Source organism: Neorhizobium sp. SHOUNA12A (assembly GCF_023006505.1).
In the GTDB taxonomy this organism is placed as follows: Bacteria; Pseudomonadota; Alphaproteobacteria; order Rhizobiales; family Rhizobiaceae; genus Neorhizobium.
Genome location: NZ_JALBGV010000065.1, coordinates 1 through 21,066 on the forward strand (window position 1 = coordinate 1; position 21,066 = coordinate 21,066).

22 protein-coding genes and 1 other RNA gene are annotated in these 21,066 nt (G+C 62.2%); 11 read left to right on the top strand and 12 right to left on the bottom strand.

What is annotated here, in order from left to right:
- Together MOV63_RS23600 and ffs are read right to left on the bottom strand one after the other, a co-directional pair.
- Positions 1 to 1,269 (bottom strand): DNA polymerase III subunit gamma/tau (locus MOV63_RS23600; protein WP_247037447.1); only part of this gene is annotated, 1,269 nt, incomplete at its 3' end.
- Between the two features lie 86 nt (positions 1,270 to 1,355).
- Positions 1,356 to 1,452: signal recognition particle sRNA small type (ffs, locus tag MOV63_RS23605), an RNA gene on the bottom strand.
- Positions 1,453 to 1,538: 86 nt separating this feature from the next.
- On the opposite strand from ffs, the gene MOV63_RS23610 reads away from it, so the two are divergent.
- The 4 genes from MOV63_RS23610 (at position 1,539) to MOV63_RS23625 (ending at position 4,078) form a co-directional block, all read left to right on the top strand.
- Positions 1,539 to 1,946 carry an HIT domain-containing protein gene (locus MOV63_RS23610; protein WP_247037449.1) on the top strand — a complete coding sequence of 136 codons (408 nt, stop codon included), beginning with the start codon at positions 1,539 to 1,541 and terminating at the stop codon, positions 1,944 to 1,946.
- Complete coding sequence (nudC, locus tag MOV63_RS23615) at positions 1,943 to 2,902, top strand: NAD(+) diphosphatase (RefSeq protein ID WP_247037452.1); 960 nt, start codon at positions 1,943 to 1,945, stop codon at positions 2,900 to 2,902. The genes MOV63_RS23610 and nudC overlap by 4 nt, the downstream gene beginning before the upstream one ends.
- A 4-nt stretch (positions 2,903 to 2,906) precedes the next feature.
- A complete protein-coding gene (locus tag MOV63_RS23620; RefSeq protein ID WP_247037460.1) occupies positions 2,907 to 3,602 on the top strand; it encodes a YafY family protein in 696 nt (231 codons plus the stop codon).
- A 101-nt stretch (positions 3,603 to 3,703) separates the two neighbouring features.
- Positions 3,704 to 4,078, top strand: a complete 375-nt coding sequence (locus MOV63_RS23625) for a VOC family protein (RefSeq protein ID WP_247037462.1) — start codon at positions 3,704 to 3,706, stop codon at positions 4,076 to 4,078.
- Between the two features lie 659 nt (positions 4,079 to 4,737).
- On the opposite strand, the gene MOV63_RS23630 is transcribed toward MOV63_RS23625, so the two are convergent.
- Both MOV63_RS23630 and MOV63_RS23635 read right to left on the bottom strand, forming a co-directional pair.
- Entirely contained in the window at positions 4,738 to 5,601 is an 864-nt protein-coding gene (locus tag MOV63_RS23630) for a prephenate dehydratase (RefSeq protein ID WP_247037464.1), read from the bottom strand.
- An 11-nt stretch (positions 5,602 to 5,612) separates the two neighbouring features.
- Entirely contained in the window at positions 5,613 to 6,371 is a 759-nt protein-coding gene (locus tag MOV63_RS23635) for a 3-deoxy-manno-octulosonate cytidylyltransferase (protein ID WP_247037472.1), read from the bottom strand.
- A gap of 153 nt (positions 6,372 to 6,524) precedes the next feature.
- On the opposite strand from MOV63_RS23635, the gene MOV63_RS23640 reads away from it, so the two are divergent.
- Positions 6,525 to 7,103, top strand: a complete 579-nt coding sequence (locus MOV63_RS23640; RefSeq protein ID WP_247037475.1) for a cytochrome c family protein — start codon at positions 6,525 to 6,527, stop codon at positions 7,101 to 7,103.
- Positions 7,104 to 7,188: 85 nt separating this feature from the next.
- Here the strand turns inward: MOV63_RS23640 and MOV63_RS23645 are convergent, their stop codons facing one another.
- Complete coding sequence (locus MOV63_RS23645; RefSeq protein WP_247037477.1) at positions 7,189 to 8,133, bottom strand: AEC family transporter; 945 nt, start codon at positions 8,131 to 8,133, stop codon at positions 7,189 to 7,191.
- Between the two features lie 361 nt (positions 8,134 to 8,494).
- On the opposite strand from MOV63_RS23645, the gene MOV63_RS23650 reads away from it, so the two are divergent.
- Positions 8,495 to 9,487, top strand: coding sequence for an adenosine kinase (locus MOV63_RS23650; protein WP_038547941.1), 993 nt, complete (start codon positions 8,495 to 8,497; stop codon positions 9,485 to 9,487).
- Between the two features lie 18 nt (positions 9,488 to 9,505).
- Here MOV63_RS23650 and MOV63_RS23655 read toward each other — a convergent pair whose 3' ends face one another.
- Entirely contained in the window at positions 9,506 to 10,048 is a 543-nt protein-coding gene (locus MOV63_RS23655; RefSeq protein ID WP_247037486.1) for an SH3 domain-containing protein, read from the bottom strand.
- 253 nt (positions 10,049 to 10,301) lie between these two features.
- Between MOV63_RS23655 and MOV63_RS23660 the strand changes: the two genes are divergently transcribed.
- Positions 10,302 to 11,306 carry a D-glycerate dehydrogenase gene (locus tag MOV63_RS23660; protein WP_038547946.1) on the top strand — a complete coding sequence of 335 codons (1,005 nt, stop codon included), beginning with the start codon at positions 10,302 to 10,304 and terminating at the stop codon, positions 11,304 to 11,306.
- On the opposite strand, the gene MOV63_RS23665 is transcribed toward MOV63_RS23660, so the two are convergent.
- From MOV63_RS23665 to recF, 3 genes are read right to left on the bottom strand one after another with little or no spacing between them, the layout of a single operon-like run.
- Positions 11,307 to 11,777: a GNAT family N-acetyltransferase gene (locus MOV63_RS23665; protein WP_247037525.1), complete on the bottom strand. Its 471-nt coding sequence runs from the start codon at positions 11,775 to 11,777 to the stop codon at positions 11,307 to 11,309.
- A 26-nt stretch (positions 11,778 to 11,803) separates the two neighbouring features.
- Positions 11,804 to 12,589: a molybdopterin-synthase adenylyltransferase MoeB gene (locus tag MOV63_RS23670; RefSeq protein ID WP_247037488.1), complete on the bottom strand. Its 786-nt coding sequence runs from the start codon at positions 12,587 to 12,589 to the stop codon at positions 11,804 to 11,806.
- A 43-nt stretch (positions 12,590 to 12,632) separates the two neighbouring features.
- Complete coding sequence (gene recF, locus MOV63_RS23675) at positions 12,633 to 13,757, bottom strand: DNA replication/repair protein RecF (RefSeq protein ID WP_247037489.1); 1,125 nt, start codon at positions 13,755 to 13,757, stop codon at positions 12,633 to 12,635.
- Between the two features lie 391 nt (positions 13,758 to 14,148).
- Here recF and MOV63_RS23680 point away from each other — a divergent pair, with 391 nt between their 5' ends.
- The 3 genes from MOV63_RS23680 (at position 14,149) to MOV63_RS23690 (ending at position 16,463) form a co-directional block, all read left to right on the top strand.
- The gene (locus tag MOV63_RS23680; RefSeq protein ID WP_247037491.1) at positions 14,149 to 15,648 is read left to right on the top strand and encodes a globin-coupled sensor protein; all 1,500 of its coding nucleotides are present in this window, start codon (positions 14,149 to 14,151) and stop codon (positions 15,646 to 15,648) included.
- Between the two features lie 70 nt (positions 15,649 to 15,718).
- The gene (locus tag MOV63_RS23685; protein WP_247037493.1) at positions 15,719 to 16,264 is read left to right on the top strand and encodes a cupin domain-containing protein; all 546 of its coding nucleotides are present in this window, start codon (positions 15,719 to 15,721) and stop codon (positions 16,262 to 16,264) included.
- The gene (locus tag MOV63_RS23690; protein WP_038547960.1) at positions 16,257 to 16,463 is read left to right on the top strand and encodes a SlyX family protein; all 207 of its coding nucleotides are present in this window, start codon (positions 16,257 to 16,259) and stop codon (positions 16,461 to 16,463) included. The genes MOV63_RS23685 and MOV63_RS23690 overlap by 8 nt, the downstream gene beginning before the upstream one ends.
- Before the next feature lie 97 nt (positions 16,464 to 16,560).
- On the opposite strand, the gene MOV63_RS23695 is transcribed toward MOV63_RS23690, so the two are convergent.
- On the bottom strand, positions 16,561 to 17,163 hold the full coding sequence (locus MOV63_RS23695; RefSeq protein WP_038547962.1) for a TetR/AcrR family transcriptional regulator: 603 nt from the start codon (positions 17,161 to 17,163) through the stop codon (positions 16,561 to 16,563).
- A gap of 172 nt (positions 17,164 to 17,335) precedes the next feature.
- Here MOV63_RS23695 and MOV63_RS23700 point away from each other — a divergent pair, with 172 nt between their 5' ends.
- Entirely contained in the window at positions 17,336 to 17,584 is a 249-nt protein-coding gene (locus MOV63_RS23700; protein ID WP_105417633.1) for a hypothetical protein, read from the top strand.
- Positions 17,585 to 17,776: 192 nt separating this feature from the next.
- Here MOV63_RS23700 and dnaJ read toward each other — a convergent pair whose 3' ends face one another.
- Positions 17,777 to 18,910, bottom strand: coding sequence for a molecular chaperone DnaJ (gene dnaJ / locus MOV63_RS23705; RefSeq protein WP_247037495.1), 1,134 nt, complete (start codon positions 18,908 to 18,910; stop codon positions 17,777 to 17,779).
- A gap of 97 nt (positions 18,911 to 19,007) precedes the next feature.
- A complete protein-coding gene (gene dnaK / locus MOV63_RS23710; RefSeq protein ID WP_038547978.1) occupies positions 19,008 to 20,909 on the bottom strand; it encodes a molecular chaperone DnaK in 1,902 nt (633 codons plus the stop codon).
- Between the last annotated feature and the right edge of the window lie 157 nt (positions 20,910 to 21,066).

Below are 21,066 nucleotides of genomic sequence, written 5' to 3' on the forward strand. Positions count from 1 at the left end.
CGGCGAAACGGGACGCCCGCCGCCATTGCCGTTCGGAGCCGGCGCACGCTGGCCGTCGCCATTGGAAAAATCGCCAAGCCGGCGCGCGGCGTCTTCCGGCGAGGGCAGATGGGCCGCATGCGTCAGCCGGATCAGCACCATTTCGGCGGCACCCGCCGGGCGCGAGGAATTTTCCGCTTCCGGAATGCCCTTCAGGAGCATCTGCCAGATGCGCGACAGCGTGCTCACCGCGACGCCGTCCGCAAATTCCCGGCCGCGCACGCGCTCCACTTCGCTGATCGAAGGATCGTTGGCGGCGTCCGGGATATATTTGAAACGGGTGGTCAGATGAGTGAAGTCCGCAAGGTCGGTCAAGACGACGACCGGATTGGCGCCGGCCTCGTATTGCGCCGTGAATTCGGAAAGCGCCGCCGTCACGTCGCCGCGCACGATATGTTCGAAAAGGTCGACGATGCGGGCGCGGTCGGCAAGCCCCAGCATGCCGCGCACGGTTTCGGCCACCACGGTGCCGCCGCCATGGGCGATCGCCTGGTCGAGCAGCGACAGCCCGTCGCGCGCCGAACCTTCGGCCGCACGTGCGACCATGGCGAGCGCTTCCGGCTCGGCCGGAATGCCTTCCTTTTCCAGGATCGAGGTGAACAGGTGAACCAGGTCCGCGGCGCTGATGCGGCGCAGGTCGAACCGCTGGCAGCGCGACAGGACGGTGATCGGAACCTTGCGGATTTCAGTCGTCGCGAAGATGAACTTCACGTGCTCCGGCGGCTCTTCGAGCGTTTTCAACAGGCCGTTAAAGGCCTGTGTCGAGAGCATGTGCACTTCGTCGATGATATAGACTTTGTAACGCGCCGAGACCGGACGGTAGCGCACCTGCTCGATGATCTCGCGGATATCGTCGATGCCCGTATGGGAGGCGGCGTCCATCTCGATCACGTCGACATGCCGGCCTTCCATGATCGCCTGGCAATGTTCGCCGGGGATGCGAAGGTCGATGGTCGGTTTGTCGATATCAGCCGTCTTGTAGTTCAGCGCGCGGGCAAGGATGCGGGCGGTCGTCGTCTTGCCCACCCCGCGAACCCCGGTCAGCATATAGGCCTGGGCGATGCGGCCGGTCTCGAACGCGTTGGTCAGCGTGCGGACCATCGGCTCCTGGCCGACCATCAGGTCCGAGAAATCCTTAGGTCGGTATTTGCGGGCGAGCACCCGGTATCCGCTGCCTGCGGCGGGATTGGCGGCGGAAGTGCTTGAAGATGTGGGCCCGGTATCGCTCATTCAGTCCTGCCAGCCTGCGCGGGCCAATCCTGAGCACGGTCTTGACCGGGCCGGAAGCTGACCAAGATGGTAGTACAAGTAAAAGGGTGGGAGGCTGGCACGGCGACCCGTGCCTGGCTCGTTAGGGCTGCTTCCTTCCGGACCTGACCCGGTTGGCGAGTGGCTCGTCCACCACCAACCTCCCACCGTCCATATCGTCAATAACGCTTCCAAATGCAAGCCAACCCTGTAAAAAACTGCTATCGAACAGAAAAACAAGGGAGGAAAGTTTGAGCGAATTCGAACTGGACGGGAGGATAGCCCGCGATTCCGATCTTGTGACGATGCTGGGCCTCTGCCAGCTACGCATCCAAAACGACCGCCGCTGGCCCTGGCTGGTCATGGTGCCGCAACGCGCCGGCATGACCGAGATCTTCGATCTTTTGCCTGTCGAACAGGCGCTGCTCTCGGTCGAGGTGAACAGGGTGGCAGCAGCCCTGAAGACGGTGACAGGCGCCACCAAGATCAATGTCGGCGCACTCGGCAATATCGTCCGCCAGCTGCATGTCCATGTCATCGCCCGGTTCGAGGAAGATCCGAACTGGCCCGGCCCGATCTGGGGTTTCGGTCAGGCGGTGACCTACGAAGAGCAACAAAAGCAAGATTTTCTCAACAAACTGGTTGAAGCCCTTTCATGACAGCGAACCTTTTCGACACCGACGCACCCCATCCCGAACCGAGCAAGCTGACGGCTTTTTCCGGCAACAAGCTGGATCGCCGCGCCGAATACCGTGAGGACGATTGCGTCGAGAAGGCGCTAGCCGTCGAAGGCGCTCATATCCTCGCCTTCACCGGCAGCCGGCTGATCCTGAAGCACGACAGCCAGATCCTCGACCCGCTGTTCTCGCCTTACGAGCTTGCCGAACTGAAGCCGGATTTCGACAACGCCGTTTTGCTCGGTTATCGCGAGACGGGTGAACCGCGCATCGCCGTGCCGATGCTGATCCCCGCGGAAGAACTGGCAAGCCACTACAAGCCGACCGAGGCGCGGGCGCTCTTTCGCGACCAGCTCATCGAGGGCGAATTGCAGGGCGAGGTCGCACAGGCGGTCGCGCTGCTCAATTGGAACGCGGCCAACAAGTTCTGCGGCAAATGCGGATCGCCGACCGAAACCAGGATCGGCGGCTACAAGCGCATCTGCACCCAATGCCAGCACATGACCTTCCCGCGCACGGACCCGGTCGTCATCATGCTCACCGTCGATACGGAGCGCGACCGCTGCCTGCTCGGCCGCAGCCACCATTTTCAGGAGGGCATGTATTCCTGCCTCGCCGGTTTCGTGGAACCGGGCGAAACGATCGAGGATGCGGTGCGCCGCGAGACCTTCGAGGAATCCGGCATCGAGACCGGCCGGGTGCGCTACCACGCCTCCCAGCCCTGGCCGATGCCGCATTCGCTGATGATCGGCTGTTACGCCGAGGCGAAATCGACCGAGATCAAGATCGATCCGCAGGAAATGGCCGATGTCCGCTGGTTCGAGCGGGCCGAGGCCGCCGCCATGCTCGATGCCGGCCCGGACGCCCCGCTTTTCGCCCCGGTCAAGGGGGCGATCGCCCATCGCCTGCTGCGCGACTGGATTGAGTGGGAGCGCTGAGCCGGTGACGGTCGCGCGGTCGGAGCGCTTGCTGGCTCTTCTCCAGACGCTCCGGCGCTACCGCCAGCCGGTCAGCGGCGCCAAGCTTGCCGCCGAGACCGGCGTCAGTCTGCGTACGCTCTACCGCGATATCGCCAGCCTCCAGGCCCAAGGCGCCTTCATCGAAGGCGAGGCCGGTCTCGGCTACGTGCTGAGGCCCGGTTTCATGCTGCCGCCGATGATGTTTTCGCAAGAAGAGATCGAGGCGCTGGTGCTCGGCTCTCGCTGGGTGGCGAAAACCGCCGATCCGCGGCTGGCTGCCGGCGCCGTCGATGCGCTCGCCAAGATCGCCGCCGTGCTGCCGCCGGATCTGAAACAGGACCTCGACAATTCGACGCTGCTTGTCGGAGCGCCGAGGCGAAACGAGGACAAAGCCGATCTGGCAATGATCCGCAGGGCTATCCGCGCCGAGCACATTCTCGAACTCGCATATGAGGACGAAAAGGGGGCGTTGACCCATCGAAGGGTCTGGCCGTTCGCGCTGGGTTTTTTTGAGAGCGTCAGGGTCATGATCGCCTGGTGCGAACTCCGGCAGGATTTCCGGCATTTCCGTGCCGACCGCATTTCCTCTGCGGCTTGGACGGAAACGCGTTATCCGCGCCGCCGGCCGGTCTTGCTCAAGGAGTGGCGAGAGGCTGAAGGAATTCCGCCCCAGCCATGAATGCTACTGCCATTATCTGACAGTAGGCTGCGATAATCTCCGGTCAGTCCCAACCAGGAGCAATTCCCGGCAGAGGGAATTGCGTCACAAGGAGAACTGACATGGTCCACCCCGATTTCACCATCCTCTTCGTTGACAATCCGCTGACCAGCGCGGATTTCTACCAGGCCCTCTTCGGCGTCGAACCCGTGGAAAAGTCCCCGACCTTTGCCCTCTTCGTGCTGAACACCGGCATGAAGCTCGGCCTGTGGTCACGTCACACGGCTGAACCGTCTGTGAAGGGCGAGTGCGGCGGCGGCTCGGAAATCTGCTTCAGGCATAACGATGCTGCCGGCGTCGACAAGGCCTATGCCGACTGGTCGGGCCGCGGCCTGCGCGTGCTGCAGACTCCTGTGGAGATGGACTTCGGCTACACGTTCGTGGTGGCCGACCCGGACGGGCATAGGCTGCGGGTCTATGCGATGAGCGCAGCGTAAGCGCGAAAGGCGACGGTGGGCGTGGCACCCCCCTCTGCCCTGCCGGGCATCTCCCCCTCAAGGGGGGAGATTGGCTGGAGCCTGCTCACTGCCCTCCATTGAGCGTCCCACGTTTCGCGGCGGCGTTTTGGAGGCGGGGAGCGTGCCGCTTGTGATCTCCCCACCTGAGGGGGGAGATGCCCGGCAGGGCAGAGGGGGGCTTGCTTAGGCAAATCAGTCGCTTGAGAAACCAAAGCATAAAAATCAGCCCTCTTTCATCCCCGCCCGCCAAACCCCTGCCTACAATCTACCCGTCCCGTTTCGGCTACACCGGCCCGCATGACCGGCGAGACGGGACCGGTGCTTTGATGATCCGCCGTCATGCAGGCGGGCCATCGGGGGCTGCGCAGAAAATGGTCTCCCTCTCGCCTAATGGCGGGGCGTGCGTGTGTCGCACACAACCCGGTATGGCATCCGTGCTCAATTTCCACGGAGTCAAATTCCATACCGCCGCAGAGGGACCGGAGTTGCGCTGAAAAACACACCGAACGGGACACGTCGCGTGTCATTATTAAAACTTCAATTCGAGGCACACGACGTGTCCCGGCCGATCCTCAAAAGCCGCAAAGCACCAAGGGGGTAGTGTGTCCAGCTTCGGCGATCTTTCTCAGGCTCGCCTGTCAGTTCTTCTGCAGCGCCCCGCGCATCGGATGGCCTTTGTACGTACCAAGAACCCTGACCTTCTCCGAGAAGAACCGCAGCTCTTCCAGCGCCCGCCGCACCGGCGCGTCGTCGGGATGGCCTTCGATATCGGCATAGAACTGCGTCGCCACGAACTTGCCACCGAGCTGGTAGCTTTCGAGCTTGGTCATGTTGATGCCGTTGGTCGCAAAGCCGCCCATTGCCTTGTAGAGCGCAGCCGGGATGTTGCGGACGTTGAATACGAAAGTGGTGACCAGCACCTCGTCTGGATCGTTCCGCTGCACCCATTTTTCGTCGCGGGAGAGCACAACGAAACGGGTGACGTTGTCGTCCCGGTCCTCGACATTCTCCGCCAGGATCTCAAGCCCGTAAAGCTCGGCCGCAAGCCGCGGTGCGAGCGCCGCCATCGTGCGGTCGCCCTTTTCGGCCACCATCTTGGCCGAACCCGCCGTGTCGCCGGCAACGACAGCCTTCCAGCCGTTCGAGCGGATGATCTTTCGGCACTGGCCGAGCGCATGGATATGGCTGTGGACGGTGCGGATTTCCTCGCGTGTCACGCCGGGCAGCACCATCAGCTGGAAGCGGATCGGCATGAAATATTCGCCGATGATATGCAGCCGCGATTCCGGCAGCAGGTGATGAATATCGGCGACGCGGCCGGCGATCGTGTTCTCGATCGGGATCATCGCCAGGTCCGCATCGCCGTTTTCGAGCGCTTGGAAGGCGTCCTCGAACGTCGGGCAGGGAAGCGGTTCCATGGTCGGGAACATGTCGCGGCAGGCCATGTCGGAATTGGCGCCGAAATCGCCCTGGAAGGCGATGCGATTCGTAAGTGCATTCATGGGATTATCCGTTACGAGGAGGCACGGGCGAACAGGATCGCACGGGCCTTTTCAAGGTCGGCGGGAGTATCGACGCCTAATGGAACCGAGTCAACGATCTCGGCATCGATGCGCATGCCGGCTTCGAGCGCCCGGAGCTGCTCCAGCGATTCGCGCCTTTCGAGCACGGAAGGGCCGAGCGACACGAATTTTTCGAGCGCCGCGCGACGATAGGCGTAGAGCCCGATATGATGATAGAGCGGGCCATTGCCATAGGGCGCGGTGGCGCGGGTAAAATAGAGCGCCTTCAGCCGCGTCGCCGACAGCGGCGAACCGACGATCTTCACCACGTTCGGATTGGTCTTCTCGTGTTCGTCAGTGATGACGACGGTCAACGTTGCGATATCGGTCGAGGGATTGTCGAGCGGCCTCAGCGAAGCGCGCACCGCTTCCGGCTCGATCGTCGGCAGGTCGCCCTGGACGTTGATCACGAAATCCATTTTCGCATCCGGATCGGCCTTCTGCACCGCCTCGAAAATGCGGTCCGAACCGGATTGATGGTCCTGCCGGGTCATCACCACGTCGAAGCCTGCGGCGGCCACCGCGTCGTGGACGTCCTGGTGGTCGACGGCGACGATGATTCGCCCCACCTGCGCTTCCTCGGCTCGTTTTGCTACCTGCACGATCATCGGCAGGCCGGCAATATCAGCCAGAGGTTTCCCCGGCAGCCGTGTCGAGGCCATTCGTGCCGGGATCAACACCAGCGTCCGGTCAAAAGCCGAATTCTTCATGGAAAGACCCTTCTATTCCCGCGTGAACAGTGTCAAAAAGTCTCACGCGCGGGACGATAATCGTGTTGCAACAACCATGCAAAAGACATAGGTTCCGCGCGATTTCAAGATGGTCCGCTTTCTCATGAGGCGGTTGCGAAGGAGCATTTGCGGATGAACCCCAATGTCAACATGGCGGCAGGCGCCCTGCTTGCTACTGTTTTCGTCATGATGTCGGTGTCCATTGCCTCGGAAGGGATTTTCCATTCGGAGGTACCCGAGAAGGCAGGTTTTGCCATCGTCGCCGCCGAAGAGCCCGCAGCCGGTGAAGCCGCGGCACCCGCTGCCGCCGCCGTTCCGATCGCGCAGCTTCTGGTGAAGGCCGACGCCAAGGCTGGCGAAGCCACATTCAAGAAGTGTCAGAGCTGTCATTCCGGTGAGAAGGGCGGACCGAACAAGGTCGGCCCGGATCTCTGGGGCGTTGTCGATCGTCCGGTCGGCGAACATGAAGGTTTCGCCTATTCGGCCGGCATGAAGGAATTCTCCAAGGGCGGTGCCGAGCACTGGACCTTCGACAATCTCAACCACTTCCTCACCGCTCCGAAGGCCTTCGTGAAGGGCACGGCGATGGGCTTTGCCGGTATCAAGAACGATTCCGAGCGCGCCAACCTGATCGCTTATCTGCGCACGCTGGCTGATTCGCCGGTTCCGCTCCCGGACCCGAACGCCGCACCGGCGCCCGCCACCAACTGATCGGCGACTTTCAAGAATTTCCAAATGAAAATGCCCGGCGACCGTCGGGCATTTTCATTTCCAGCACCCGATCCGGCGTGGCAATTCAGCCGAGCAGCCAGGCCCAGAAGCCGACAGTGAAGACCCCGAATGCGGTGGTCATGCTGATCACCGATGCTGCAAGGCTATGTCCCGAACGGAAACGCTGGGCGATCAGCCAGGCATTGATGCCGGTCGGAACCGACGCGGTCAGCACCAGCGCCGTCGCCCAGTCCTTGGGCAAGGCAAACAGATGGCTCATCAGGAAGACGAGTGTCGGGAGCAGCATCAGCTTGAGTACGGCCGCGGTGCCCGAAAGGCCGATATCGCCCCGGATCGGATATCGCGTCAGAGCCATGCCGATCGATATCAGAGCGACCGGACTTGCCGCGGCGGAAATCTGATCGACGACGATGGCGATCGCCGATGGGAAATGCAGGCCGAGGAAATTGAAGGCGACGCCGATGATAAGCGCAATCACCAGGGGATTGCGGGCGAGGTTGGAGCCCACCTGCTTGAGGACCGCAGCAATGCCGCGCTTTTCGCCGCCGTCGACCTTGGCGGCCGCACCCTCCATCAGGATCGTGCCGGCCACCATCATCAGCGGCAGGTGGATCGCAAGCAGGATCGAGATCGCCACCAGTCCGTCCTTGCCGACCACATGCGCGACCAGCGGCAGGCCGATGAAGACGTTGTTGGCAAACGAGCCGGACATGCCGGCGATCACGCCGATCTTCGCATCCCGGCCGAAAACGCGGGTGGTGAGGACATGACCGATCGCCCAGGTCATGGCGACACCGAGAAAATAGACGGTCCACAGTCGGAACGGCGAGGCGCCTTCGAAATGTGCGTCCGCCAGCGTCCGGAAGATCAGCATGGGCACGGCGATCTTGAAGACGAATTCGCCGAGCGCGTCGCCGGTCTCCTCCTTCAATATCCCGGTTTTCGCCGCCATCCAGCCGATCAGGATCAGGATGAAGAGAGGCACGACATTCAGGAACACGGAGGACAAGAGGCGGGCTTTCTGTGGGGACGGTTTTATGCGTCTAACCCATGTCGCGGCTTGCCACAAATGCGTTGATGGAGAAAAGCCGCTTGAAAGCGAGGCGTGGCGATCGGCGTCGAACAAAAAAGCGGGGCAATCCCCGCTTTCCCTCCTGGTCTCGTCCAGGACATCCGATGGTCGGCCGCCAGTTCATCCGTGGTCGGCAACACAACCGGATCGCCAATTCTATAACCTGTGATCGTGACAGCAGAGTGACGGCCCAAAATGCCCTGGATAGCCGGCATCGCGGTTATTTTCCCTTCCAATCAGTGGAAAACCCGAATACCGGTTTTCGCGACAAACTGTTTCCCAAGAGGATCAAGACCGGATGCCCAAGTTCGACGTGCTCACCATCGGCAATGCCATCGTGGATATTCTCGCCCGCTGCGACGACGATTTCCTGAGCGAGAATGCGATCACCAAGGGTGCGATGAACCTGATCGATGCCGAACGCGCCGAGCTCCTTTATTCGAAGATGGGCCCGGCTGTGGAAGCGTCCGGCGGGTCGGCGGGCAACACGGCGGCCGGCATTGCCGGTTTCGGCGGCAAGGCGGCCTATTTCGGCAAGGTTGCGGAAGACCAGCTCGGCAACATCTTCCAGCACGACATCCGCGCCCAGGGCGTTCATTATCGGACCAGGCCGGAAGGCACCAATCCGCCGACCGCTCGCTCGATGATCTTCGTGACGCCGGATGGCGAGCGTTCGATGAACACCTATCTCGGTGCCTGCGTCGATCTCGGCCCGGAACATGTGGAAGAGGACGTCGTTGCCGAAGCCAAGGTCACTTATTTCGAAGGTTACCTCTGGGATCCGCCGCGCGCCAAGGAAGCGATCCGCGAATCGGCCCGCATCGCCCATGAGCATGGCCGGGAAGTGTCGATGACGCTGTCCGACCCCTTCTGCGTCGGCCGCTACCGCGCCGAGTTCCTCGACCTGATGCGCTCCGGCACCGTCGACATCGTGTTTGCCAACAAACAGGAAGCGCTGTCGCTCTACGAGACCGAGGATTTCGAACTGGCGCTGAAGAAGATCTCGCAGGATTGCAAGCTGGCGGCGGTGACGCTCAGCGAGGAAGGCGCGATCATCGTTCGCGGCGACGAACGCGTGAAGGTCGCGGCCTATCCGATCAGGGAACTGGTCGATACGACCGGCGCCGGCGATCTGTTCGCGGCCGGTTTCCTGTTCGGTTACACCCAGGATCGTTCGCTGGAGGATTGCGGCAAGCTCGGCTGCCTGGCGGCTGCCATCTGCATCCAGCAGATCGGCCCGCGCCCGATGGCGTCGCTCACCGAAGCTGCGGCGCGCGAAGGCCTCATCTGAGGCCTCGCAGGAAAAATCTTACTTGAACGCTTCGCCCGGATAAGCGCCCCAGACTTCGGCCTGGGCGACCCAGCCCTCGGAGCCGTTGGTCTCGACCCGGCACCAGTCGCCGTTGCATTCCTTGATCTGCAGCACGACGCCCGGCTCCAGCTTGGCGAGGATGGCGGCGGTGCCTTGCGGGTCGCGGCGCATGTTGACGTAGATATCCTTGCCCTTGCCACGCATCCACGGAGCGGCCACCGCAGTCCGCTCGCCTGAAAGTAGGGCCTGGTTCACCCAGCCCTCGGTGCCCTCGGCATCGCGAACCCGCCGCCAGTTTTCGTACTCCTGGATGATTTCCATCGGCGTGCCGGACTTCATATACATCCAAGACACCGCATAGTCTGTGCTCGGACCGATGCGGATATTGACCTTCCTCGACTTGAGGCTGACGAAACGCGGCAGCGGCAGGCCGCTCGGGCCTTTTGCCGCGCCCTGCGCAAAACTCGGGGCGGTTGCAGAAAGGGAGGCGACAAGCCCGAAGGAAAGAGCGATGAAGGAAGAGAGAATGGCGCGACGCATGTGTTTGGTTCCGGCTGAGCGATCTCGGGCTTTCGGGAACCTCGCGAGGTTTTGTTTGTCTTCGCTGACGGGTCTGGTAGAAAACGCCCTGGATGAACTGAATATCGCGCGACTTGGTTAAGGACCTCCTAAAGCAGGCCGCCCGAAAGCGGGTACCGGTTTCGGGATAACGACAAGCGTCGAACAAAAGCTTGAAGCACGAAACCCGGATACGTTCAGGTTTCGCGCTTCAGGGCGTCAGGCAGAGAGTTTCATGACGGCGAAGAAGAAACCCAAGGTCTATATCACCCGTAAGCTGCCGGATGCGGTGGAAACCCGCATGCGCGAGCTGTTCGAGGCCGAGCTCAATATCGACGACGCGCCCCGTACCCGCGACGAGCTGGCGGCGGCGATGAAATCGGCCGACGTGCTGGTGCCGACGGTGACCGACCGTATCGACGAGGCGCTGATCGAAGAGGCCGGCCCGCAGCTGAAGCTGATCGCCAGCTTCTCCAACGGCTTCGACCATATCGATGTCGATGCGGCCGCCAGGAAAGGCATCACCGTCACCAATACGCCGAACGTGCTGACCGAGGACACGGCCGACATGACCGTGGCGCTGATCCTTGCCGTCAACCGGCGGCTCGCGGAGGGCTCGCGCATCCTGACCGACAAGCCGGGCGAGTGGACCGGCTGGAGCCCCACCTGGATGCTCGGCCGGCGGATCTGGGGCAAACGTATCGGCATCGTCGGCATGGGCCGCATCGGCACCGCGGTCGCGCGTCGTGCCAAGGCTTTCGGCCTGTCCATCCACTACCACAACCGCAAGCGCGTCAGCCCTGCGACGGAAGAGGAGCTCGAGGCGACCTATTGGGACAGCCTCGACCAGATGCTCGCCCGCGTCGATATCGTCTCGGTCAATTGTCCCTCGACGCCGGCGACCTTCCATCTTCTGTCGGCACGACGGCTCGCGCTGATGCAGCCGAGTTCGATCATCGTCAACACTGCCCGCGGTGACATCATCGACGAGGCGGCGATGATCCAGCTTTTGCGCGACAACAAGATCGCCGGCGCCGGGCTGGACGTCTACCAGAACGAGCCGGCGGTGAACCCGAAACTGGTCAAGCTCGCTCATCAGGGCCGGGTCGTGCTGCTGCCGCATATGGGCTCTGCGACGATCGAGGGCCGGATCGACATGGGCGACAAGGTGATCATCAACATCCGCACCTTCTTCGACGGCCACCGCCCGCCGAACCGGGTGCTCCCGGGCCGCAACTGATCAGTCGAGACGCTTCTGCATCTCGATCGAGGTGGTGCGGGTGAAGCCAGGATGGGAGTTTTCCGCCGTCCTGGCGAAACCCCATCTTGCGAAGGTCGCATGATTGTCGGTGAGCTCGATGCGGGTTTCGAGCCGCAGTGCCGGCAATCCCTTTTCCCGGGCAATCCCTTCCGCGACCGTCAGCAGCCGTCGACCTATGCCCTTGCCTTGGCTCGCCGGGGCGATTGCGAGTTTGCCGATATAGAGGAATCCCGGTTCCGGTTTGCAGAAGACGCAGCCGGTCAGCCTGCCGGCCTCGATCGCCGCAAACGCGATCTCGTCGCGAGCCTTCTGGGCGAGCGACGCCAGCGTCAGCCGATGTGCCGAGGACGGCGGATCGACGATGTCGTCCATATAGGCGAACGAGGAGAGGATAAGCGCCAGAAGTTCGTCCCAGCGCCCGAAATCCTCGTCTATGCGGGCAATCTCGATTACTGGCTCAATCGCTGGCGGCTCGATCACTCGGCGGCTGCCTTGGCCGTGCGGCGCTTGTATTTGATCGTGTCGAAACGGGCAGACAGCGAATCGTAGAGCATCAGCCGCCCTACCAGCGGTTCGCCGATGCCGGTGACGAGCTTGATCGCCTCCATCGCCATCAGCGTGCCGATGACGCCCGTCAGTGCACCCACGACGCCGGTCTCGGCGCAGGAGGGGATCAGCCCCGCTGGCGGCTTTTCCGGAAACAGATCGCGATAGCCGGGGTTGAGAACGCCGTCCGGCCCCGTCTCATAGGGTTTCATCACCGTCACCGACCCGTCGAACCGGCCGACCGCGCCTGTCACCAGCGGGATCCGCGTGAGTTCCGCGGCATCGGCCGCCGCGTAGCGGGTATCGAAATTGTCGGATCCGTCGATCAGCAGGTCGAAAAGGGCGAGCTTGCGTGCCGCCCATTCGGCGGAAAAACGCTCCTCGAAATCGACGACCCGGACATGCGGATTGAGACGGGCGATCGCCTCGCGGGCACTCCTCGTCTTCAGCTCGCCGATCGTGCCGGTATCGTGGATGACCTGCCGCTGCAGGTTGGAAAGGGAAACCAGGTCGTCATCGATGATCCCCAGCGTACCGATGCCGGCGGCGGCCAGATATTCGAGGATCGGCGCGCCGAGCCCGCCGGCGCCGATCACCAGCACGCGGGCATTCTTCATCCTCTGCTGCCCCGTGCCGCCGATTTCCGGCAGCAGGATATGACGGCGGTACCGCTCGATCTCGTCTTGGCTCAATTTTTCCGGGGTCAGGCTCTCCATCGCGCAATCATATCACCGGCTGCCAAGTCGCGTAAGGTGGATTTCAAACGCTGATGCCGCCATGGGCGACGGTAAAGAACTGCGCCCGGTCGGCCAGCGCGGAAAACATTGCCCGATCGGTGCCGGTCATGAAGGACTGGCCGCCGAGGCCGTGGACGAGATCGAAAAGAGCCGCCCGCCGGCCTTCGTCGAGATGGGCGGCGATCTCGTCGAGCAGCAGGATCGGCGCGTAACCAGTCATGTCGGCCGTCAGCCGCGCATGGGCGAGCACGAGGCCGATCAGCAGCGCCTTCTGTTCGCCGGTCGAACAGCGTGCGGCCTCCATGTCCTTTTCGCGGTGGCGCACCAGCAGGTCGGTACGGTGCGGCCCGTCGAGTGTGCGGCCGGCCGCGGCATCGCGACTGCGGCCGCTGCGCAGCATGTCGAGATAGTTTTCTTCAAGATCGGCTGCCGGGCGGTCCATCGCACCGTCCATGAAGCCTTCGAGTGTCAGAACGGGGGTGGGGAACGGCGTCTTGCCGGAATTGCCGGATAGGGCCCTCAAAAGCCCGAGCATCTCCTGCCTGGCGGCGGCCATGGCGATGCCGAGACCGGCCATCTGCGCCTCGATGGCCGACAGCCAGGAAGGGTCGAAACGGCCTTCCGACAATAGCTTGTTGCGGCTGCGCATGGCGCGCTCGAAGTCGCTCGCCCGCCGGCCATGCCCGGGATCGAGCGACAGTACGAGGCGGTCGAGGAAACGGCGGCGGTCTGAGGAGGCGCCGGTGAAGAGGCCGTCCATCGCCGGAGTCAGCCAGAGGACGCTGAGGTGGTCGGTAAGCTCCTCGGTCGATCTGGCCGGAGTGCCGTTGATCCTGAGCTTGCGGGTAACGCTTTCGCCTTCGCCCGGCTCGATACCGGTGCCGATCGAGACCTCGCCATCCATGCCGTCGACATCCGCAAAGATGGTGAACCCGGCGGCAGCGCCGACGCGTGTCACGTCGGACAGCACGGCGCGGCGCAGTCCGCGGCCGGGTGACAGGAAGGAGACGGCTTCCAGGAGATTGGTCTTGCCCGCGCCGTTCTCGCCGGTCAGCACCACATGCCGCCCGTCGAGCGACAGTGCCGCTTCCGCATAATTGCGGAAATCGGTGAGCTTCAGCCGGGAGAGGGAAGTTTTCTGCGCCATCGGGAATCTTAAGGTTTCGTGAAACAGGAGCTAAGGGCTCAAGGCCCGGATGGCAAGCGCTTGCTTCGGTGAGGCTTTGCAACTGGCCTTGCGCCGGACGCCGTCGCTCAGCCCTGCAACCCATCCGGTTGCTTATAGTCGAGGGATCGCATTGATTGAAAAGACGAATTCCGATCCGTGCCATTCCTGCTAAAAGGTTGTCCCGACGAGAATTTCGCGCCTTGCCGTCGACACCGAAACCTCTCCAATGCAACACCAATTTATGATTACCCAAAAACTAGGGGGTATGGCTAACAGCCCGTTAAAGCTTGGCTCCTAGAGATGCCTGAGCACGCATACGCATCTTATGTCCGGATGGCCGCGTGGATCCTTTTAACTCCGGAGACCTCCCATGAAAGACCAGAACCACAAAGCCGATCTCGCCGAGCGCCTTGACTTCATCGGCCTTGGCCAAGAGCAGCGCCGGTCTCTGGCCGAGATCCGGCCGGCCATCAAGGACGCGATCGGCGGTGCGCTGGATGCCTTCTACCGCAAGGTCAAGGGCAATCCGCAGACGGCGAAATTCTTCTCCAGCGACAGCCATATCGCCCAGGCCAAGAGCCGCCAGGCCACCCATTGGGATGCGATCGCATCCGGCAAATACGATGACAATTATGTGGACGCGGTTTCCACGATCGGACGCACCCATGCCCGGCTTGGTCTCGAACCGCGCTGGTATATCGGCGGCTACGCGCTGATTCTCGACGGTGTCATTCGCGCCGTTGTGAGCCGCGAGCTATCCGGGTTCTTCCAGGAGAAAAAGGCGAAGATGCTTTCCGAACATCTCTCCTCGGTCGTCAAAGCGGCCCTGCTGGACATGGATTACGCCATCTCGGTCTATCTCGAGGTGCTGGGTGACGAGCGCAGAGAGGTCGAAGCCAAACAGGAAAAGGCCAAGGTCGAGCAGGATGCAGCCCTTGCGGCGCTCGAAGCGGCACTGACGAGCCTTTCCGGCGGCGACCTGACATCCGAACTCTGGCAGGAACTGGCGCCGAGCTTCGCCAAGCTGCAGCAGAACTACAATTCCTCGATTTCCGAACTCGACACGGCAATGCGCGAGATCAGCAGCTCGGTCGAACAAGTGCGCGCCGAAGCTGGCGGCATTTCGTCGGCTTCCGAAAACATGGCCAAGCGCACCGAGCAGCAGGCTTCGGCGATCGAACAGACGGCGGCAGCACTCGAAGAGATCACCACGATTTCCGGCCAGGCCGCACAGCGGACCCGCGAAGTGCAGGAAATCGTGCGCGAATCCGCTTCCGAGACGGTTCGTTCCGGCAAGGTGGTCGAGGAGGCGATTGCCGCGATGGGCGACATCGAGCAGTCCTCGCAGAAGATGACCCAGATCATCGGCGCCATCGACGAGATTGCCTTCCAGACCAATCTTCTGGCGCTGAACGCCGGCGTGGAAGCGGCTCGCGCCGGAGAGCAGGGCAAGGGTTTCGCCGTCGTCGCCCAGGAAGTCCGCGAACTGGCGCAACGCTCTGCCGCTGCCGCCAAGGAAATCAAGGAACTGATCGACCAGTCTTCGACCGACGTCCATCGCGGTGTCGAGCTCGTAAACAAGACCGGCCAGGCTCTGGTCGGCATCGGCGGGCGCGTGAAATCGATCGACGAACATATCTCGTCGATCGCCCGCTCGGCGCAGGAACAGGCTTCCGGCATCGAGGAGATCAATTCCGCGATCCGCAGCATGGACCAGATCACCCAGCAGAACGCGGCGCTGATGGAAGAGACCAATGCCTCGACCCAGAGCCTGGTCGGTATCAGCAGCCGGCTGGCGTCGCTGCTCGGCCGCTTCAAGACAAGGGCTGTCCGCGAAACCCGCACCGAGCGCCCGCGCCTGCGCGCCTGATCCTCGGCTTGAAACATGGACCGGGCGGTTCCGGTCGGCTAGTGTAGCTCCGCTTTCAGAGGAGCAGCACATGACCGACCAGGACCGCCCTTCCTGCATTACCCACTGGAGCGAGGTAGAAAAGCCCCAGGAGAAACACTATCGCGGTGATGACGAGCTGATGGGCTTCGGTGCCGCGCTCGCCCGGCAGTTCGGCCTCACGCGGCTCGGCATCCACCATCATCGCCTGCCACCCGGCCGCCGCACCTCCTTTCCGCATGCGGAGGAACTCGAGGAAGAGTTCATCTACGTGATCGAAGGCAATCCGGAGGTCTGGCTGGATGGTGAGGTCTATCCGCTGAAACCGGGCGACTCGGTCGGTTTCCCGGCCGGCACGGGGATTGCTCATACCTTCATCAACAACACGGATGCGGAAGTGCGCCTTTTGGTGATCGGGGAGGCCAACAAGGATGAAAACCGGCTGTTCTATCCGAAGAATCTCGACCTGAAGGAGATCCGTTCGGATTGGTGGGACGACGCGCCCCGGCGCCCGCTCGGGGCCCATGACGGCATGCCGGACGAGGTGCGGGTCTGGAAAGCCGGTCAGAAAGCAGCGAAGGAAACGACAGGTGAGTGACGAGGAAAGACTGATCAGGCTGGAGGAACTTGCCGCCTACCAAACCAAGGTGATCGAGGAATTGTCCGATCAGCTCGCCGAGCAATGGAAGGTGATGGAACAGACGCGCGCCAAGCTCGACCGGCTGACCGAGCGGTTCCTGTCGCTGGAGGAGACCTCGCTGGAAGCGCCGGCCGTCACCAGACCGCCGCATTATTGACGTCCTGTTGCCGCTCAGGCGGCGCGGGGCATGCGCCGCCTGAGCGCGACATATTTCCTCGGCCGATTGGACACGGGCGGGCGGATGTTCCGGAGACCTACTGTGCCTTTAAGCCGTGCACGAGATGCCGAACCACTAGGCGCAGCTGTTCCGGCGCAATCTCCAGCCGGTCGGTGAGCAGCCGTTTCCACACGAAGCTCGTTATGATCTCCATGGCAAGCTCGGGTACGACCCAATCGGCCACTTCGTCTCGGGCCTTTGCCCGGCGGAATATCTCGCCGCCCTGCTGGTATCGCTCGGCCATGTAGGCCGCGAGCGCCTTGCTGGCCGCCGGGTCGGTCTGGGCCTCGGCGATGACGGAGCGGAAAACCGCGCCTCCATGGCCGGTATTCCAGAACTCGAGCAAGTCGCTCAGGAGTTGGAAGATATCCGTCTCGATCGCGCCGGTATCGGGTGCGATATCGACGAATTTCTGGCGATGGTAGACGTCCAGAAGCAGGATCGTACGCGTCGGCCACCACCGATAAATCGTCGGTTTGCCCGCATGGGCTCGCCGGGCGACGGCCTCGATCGAAAACGATCCGAGCCCGCCCTCGACAAGGATTTCCTCCGCAGCCTGGAGAATGGCGTCCTGGCTGGCAGGATTGCGCTGGGCGCCGATCGAGGTGCGGCGGGCGTCCGCAGCCTTTTTCCCAGTCATGCGGACCCCCCAAGCAAAATTTTATTCGACATCACAAGAGTCCTACTTGAACGAAACGGCTCGTTTCGTTATATGAGCTCCATGGAAACGGACCGTTTCTATGGAGCTCATAGTGACCACAGCAACTTTAACCCTCAGTTCCGATAGCAGAAATCAAGCCATGGAGGCGCAATTGCAGACCGTACCCGCTCGCGTCAACCCTTCGAAGGCGCGTCTCGCCCTCGTGATGATCCTCGCCATCTATCCGTTGATCACCGTACTTCTCTATATCCTCGCGCCACTCACCGAAGGTTGGGCCGTGTGGCATCGAACGATCCTGATCGCGCCGATCATGGTGCTGTCGATCGTATTTGTCGTCTCGCCGGCAATCCAGAGATATTTCGGCTGGTTCGTGGCCCGCATGCCTTCGCCGACAAAATAAGCTGGAAGGGCGTCAGTTGCTGGTCCGAAATAGGAGACCCTCGGAACCACGTCGACGAAGGTCCAGCCGTTTCGGATGTGGTTGTTGCTGAACGATCCGCGCAGCGGCGTCCGTGATACGTTCTAGACGCTCAACGAAAAAGCCGCCCGCAACGGTCTGTTGCGGGCGGCTTCAAAATTGGGTTCTAAAAACTCAGTTCTCGAAGAACTCCTTCATCCGGGCGAAGAAGCCCGTCGATTCCGGATTGTTCTCCTTCGAGGACAGTTCCTCGAATTCCTGCAACAGTTCGCGCTGCCGCTTGGTGAGCTTCTGCGGCGTCTCGATCTGGATCTGGATATAGAGATCGCCCGTCTGGCTGGACCTCAGCACCGGCATGCCCTTGCCCTTCAGGCGGAACTGCTTGCCCGGCTGGGTGCCTTCCGGCACCGTCACGCGGGACTTGGTTCCGTCGAGCGTCGCGACGTCGAACGTGCCGCCGAGGGCGGCCGTCGTCATCGAGATCGGCACGGCGCAATAAAGGTCGGCGCCGTCGCGCTGGAAGAACTGGTGCGGTTTCACCGACAGGAAGATGTAGAGATCGCCCGCAGGGCCGCCGCGCGTGCCGGCTTCGCCTTCGCCCTGAAGGCGGATGCGGGTGCCGTCTTCGATGCCGGCCGGGATGTTGACCGACAGCGACCGCTCTTCGGTGACGCGGCCCTGGCCGTGGCATTTGCCGCAGGGATCCGCGATCGTCTGGCCGCGGCCGTGGCAGGTCGGGCAGGTACGCTCGACCGAGAAGAAGCCCTGGCTTGCGCGCACGCGGCCAGAGCCCTGGCAGGTGCCGCAGGTCTTCGGCTGGGTGCCGGGCTTGGCGCCCGAGCCGGAACAGACGTCGCAGGTGATTGAGGTCGGAACCCGGATCTGCGCCGTCTTGCCGGCAAACGCTTCTTCCAGCGTGATTTCCATATTGTAGCGAAGATCGGCGCCGCGTTCGCGACCGCCAGAGGACCTGCGGGCGCGTCCGCCGCCCATCATTTCGCCAAAAATGTCTTCGAAGATATCGGAGAAGCCACCGGCGCCCGCGCCCGAGAAGCCACCGCCACCGCCGCCCATTCCGCCGTGTTCGAAGGCGGCATGGCCGAAGCGGTCGTAGGCCGCACGCTTCTGGGGATCCTTCAAGGTCTCGTAGGCCTCGCCGAGTTCCTTGAACTTCTTTTCGGCTTCTGCGTCGCCCGGATTCTTGTCGGGATGATATTTCATCGCGAGCTTGCGGAAGGCGCTTTTGAGCTCCTTCTCATCGGCGGTCTTGCCGACACCCAGCGTTTCGTAAAAGTCTGCTTTTGCCATGGAGGTAACCGGCTCCGGAAAGGATTCCGGCTGCACGAAGGCAGCCGGATACTCTAGTCAACTATGGTCGAGGTCTGGCCATCAGGCAACCGGCGGATCAAGCGGACTTCTTGTCGTCCTTGACTTCCTCGTAGTCGGCATCGACGATATCGTCCTTGCCGCCCGTGGAGCCTTCGCCGCCTTCGGCCTGCTGGGCCTCATAAATGGCCTGACCAAGCTTCATGGATACGTCCATCAGGATCTGCGTCTTCGCCTGGATGTCATCGGCATCCGGTTCCGGAGCTTCGACGGCAGCCTTCAGCGAAGCGATCGCATCTTCGATCGCCTTGCGGTCGGTTTCGGAAACCTTGTCGCCATATTCCTTCAGCGACTTCTCGCTGGAATGGACGAGGCTTTCGGCCTGGTTCTTGGCTTCGACGCCGGCACGGCGCTTCTTGTCGGCTTCGGCATTGGCCTCGGCGTCCTTGACCATCTTTTCGATCTCGGCGTCGGAGAGACCGCCGGAAGCCTGGATGCGGATCTGCTGTTCCTTGCCGGTGCCCTTGTCTTTGGCCGAAACCTGGACGATGCCGTTGGCGTCGATGTCGAACGTGACTTCGATCTGCGGCATGCCGCGCGGTGACGGCGGCAGGCCGACGAGGTCGAACTGGCCGAGCAGCTTGTTGTCCTGGGCCATTTCGCGTTCGCCCTGCGATACGCGGATGGTCACAGCCTGCTGGTTGTCTTCGGCGGTCGAGAAGGTCTGGCTCTTCTTGGTCGGGATCGTCGTGTTGCGGTCGATCAGGCGGGTGAAGACGCCACCGAGCGTTTCGATGCCAAGCGACAGCGGGGTCACGTCGAGCAGCAGAACGTCCTTGACGTCGCCCTGCAGAACGCCGGCCTGGATGGCGGCGCCGAGAGCGACGACTTCATCCGGGTTGACGCCCTTGTGCGGCTCCTTGCCGAACAGCTGCTTGACGACTTCCTGAACCTTCGGCATGCGGCTCATGCCGCCGACGAGAACCACTTCATCGATTTCGGCTGCGGTGACGCCGGCATCCTTGAGGGCTGCCTTGCACGGCGCGATGGTGCGCTGGACGAGATCATCGACCAGGCTTTCGAACTTGGCGCGGGTCAGCTTCAGCGTCAGGTGCTTCGGACCGGAAGCGTCGGCCGTGATGAACGGCAGGTTGATTTCGGTCTGCTGCGAAGATGAGAGTTCGATCTTGGCCTTTTCGGCAGCTTCCTTGAGGCGCTGCAGGGCGAGCTTGTCGTTCTTCAGGTCGATGCCCTGGTCCTTCTTGAACTCGTTGGCAAGATATTCGACGAGACGCATGTCGAAGTCTTCACCGCCGAGGAAGGTGTCGCCGTTGGTCGACTTCACTTCGAAGACGCCATCGCCGATTTCGAGGACCGAGATGTCGAACGTGCCGCCGCCAAGATCGTAGACGGCGATCGTCTTGCCGTCCTTCTTGTCGAGGCCATAGGCGAGAGCGGCTGCCGTCGGCTCGTTGATGATGCGCAGCACTTCGAGACCGGCGATGCGGCCGGCATCCTTGGTTGCCTGGCGCTGCGCGTCGTTGAAGTAGGCCGGTACAGTGATGACGGCCTTTTCGACCTTTTCACCGAGGTAGGATTCGGCGGTTTCCTTCATCTTCTGAAGGATCATCGCAGAAACCTGTGCGGGGGAATAGTTCTTGCCCTGGGCCTTGACCCAGGCGTCGCCATTGTCGCCCTTGACGATATCGAAGGGGACGAGGCCCTTGTCTTTTTCAACCGTCGGATCTTCGTAGCGGCGGCCGATAAGGCGCTTCACGGCGAAGAGGGTATTGGTGGGGTTGGTCACTGCCTGGCGCTTGGCCGGCTGCCCGACGAGGCGTTCGCCGTCATCGGAAAATGCGACCATGGAGGGCGTGGTACGCGCGCCTTCGGCGTTCTCGATCACCTTCGCATCTTTGCCGTCCATGATGGCGACGCAGGAGTTGGTGGTACCGAGGTCGATGCCAATTACTTTTGCCATTTTCTTCTCTCTCCTTTAAGCGAACCATCGGAACCCCTCAAAGGCATTCCACTGACAGTTCCTCGACTGGGATGGTACGCAGCATCGGCTGCGGTCATGCGGCGTATATAAGGACGGGTTTTTAGGACTGCAAGGCGAGAAATCGCCCGGATCCTAG

What these genes read in the sequence shown, in the direction of transcription:
- MOV63_RS23650 (WP_038547941.1), top strand. Translation starts at nt 8,495, where the DNA reads ATGCCCAAGTTCGACGTGCTCACCATCGGCAATGCCATCGTGGATATT.
- MOV63_RS23695 (WP_038547962.1), bottom strand. Translation starts at nt 17,163, where the DNA reads ATGACTGGGAAAAAGGCTGCGGACGCCCGCCGCACCTCGATCGGCGCC.
- nudC (WP_247037452.1), top strand. Translation starts at nt 1,943, where the DNA reads ATGACAGCGAACCTTTTCGACACCGACGCACCCCATCCCGAACCGAGC.
- dnaJ (WP_247037495.1), bottom strand. Translation starts at nt 18,910, where the DNA reads ATGGCAAAAGCAGACTTTTACGAAACGCTGGGTGTCGGCAAGACCGCC.
- dnaK (WP_038547978.1), bottom strand. Translation starts at nt 20,909, where the DNA reads ATGGCAAAAGTAATTGGCATCGACCTCGGTACCACCAACTCCTGCGTC.
- MOV63_RS23625 (WP_247037462.1), top strand. Translation starts at nt 3,704, where the DNA reads ATGGTCCACCCCGATTTCACCATCCTCTTCGTTGACAATCCGCTGACC.
- MOV63_RS23670 (WP_247037488.1), bottom strand. Translation starts at nt 12,589, where the DNA reads ATGGAGAGCCTGACCCCGGAAAAATTGAGCCAAGACGAGATCGAGCGG.
- MOV63_RS23635 (WP_247037472.1), bottom strand. Translation starts at nt 6,371, where the DNA reads ATGAAGAATTCGGCTTTTGACCGGACGCTGGTGTTGATCCCGGCACGA.
- MOV63_RS23640 (WP_247037475.1), top strand. Translation starts at nt 6,525, where the DNA reads ATGAACCCCAATGTCAACATGGCGGCAGGCGCCCTGCTTGCTACTGTT.
- MOV63_RS23655 (WP_247037486.1), bottom strand. Translation starts at nt 10,048, where the DNA reads ATGCGTCGCGCCATTCTCTCTTCCTTCATCGCTCTTTCCTTCGGGCTT.
- recF (WP_247037489.1), bottom strand. Translation starts at nt 13,757, where the DNA reads ATGGCGCAGAAAACTTCCCTCTCCCGGCTGAAGCTCACCGATTTCCGC.
- MOV63_RS23630 (WP_247037464.1), bottom strand. Translation starts at nt 5,601, where the DNA reads ATGAATGCACTTACGAATCGCATCGCCTTCCAGGGCGATTTCGGCGCC.
- MOV63_RS23680 (WP_247037491.1), top strand. Translation starts at nt 14,149, where the DNA reads ATGAAAGACCAGAACCACAAAGCCGATCTCGCCGAGCGCCTTGACTTC.
- MOV63_RS23685 (WP_247037493.1), top strand. Translation starts at nt 15,719, where the DNA reads ATGACCGACCAGGACCGCCCTTCCTGCATTACCCACTGGAGCGAGGTA.
- MOV63_RS23660 (WP_038547946.1), top strand. Translation starts at nt 10,302, where the DNA reads ATGACGGCGAAGAAGAAACCCAAGGTCTATATCACCCGTAAGCTGCCG.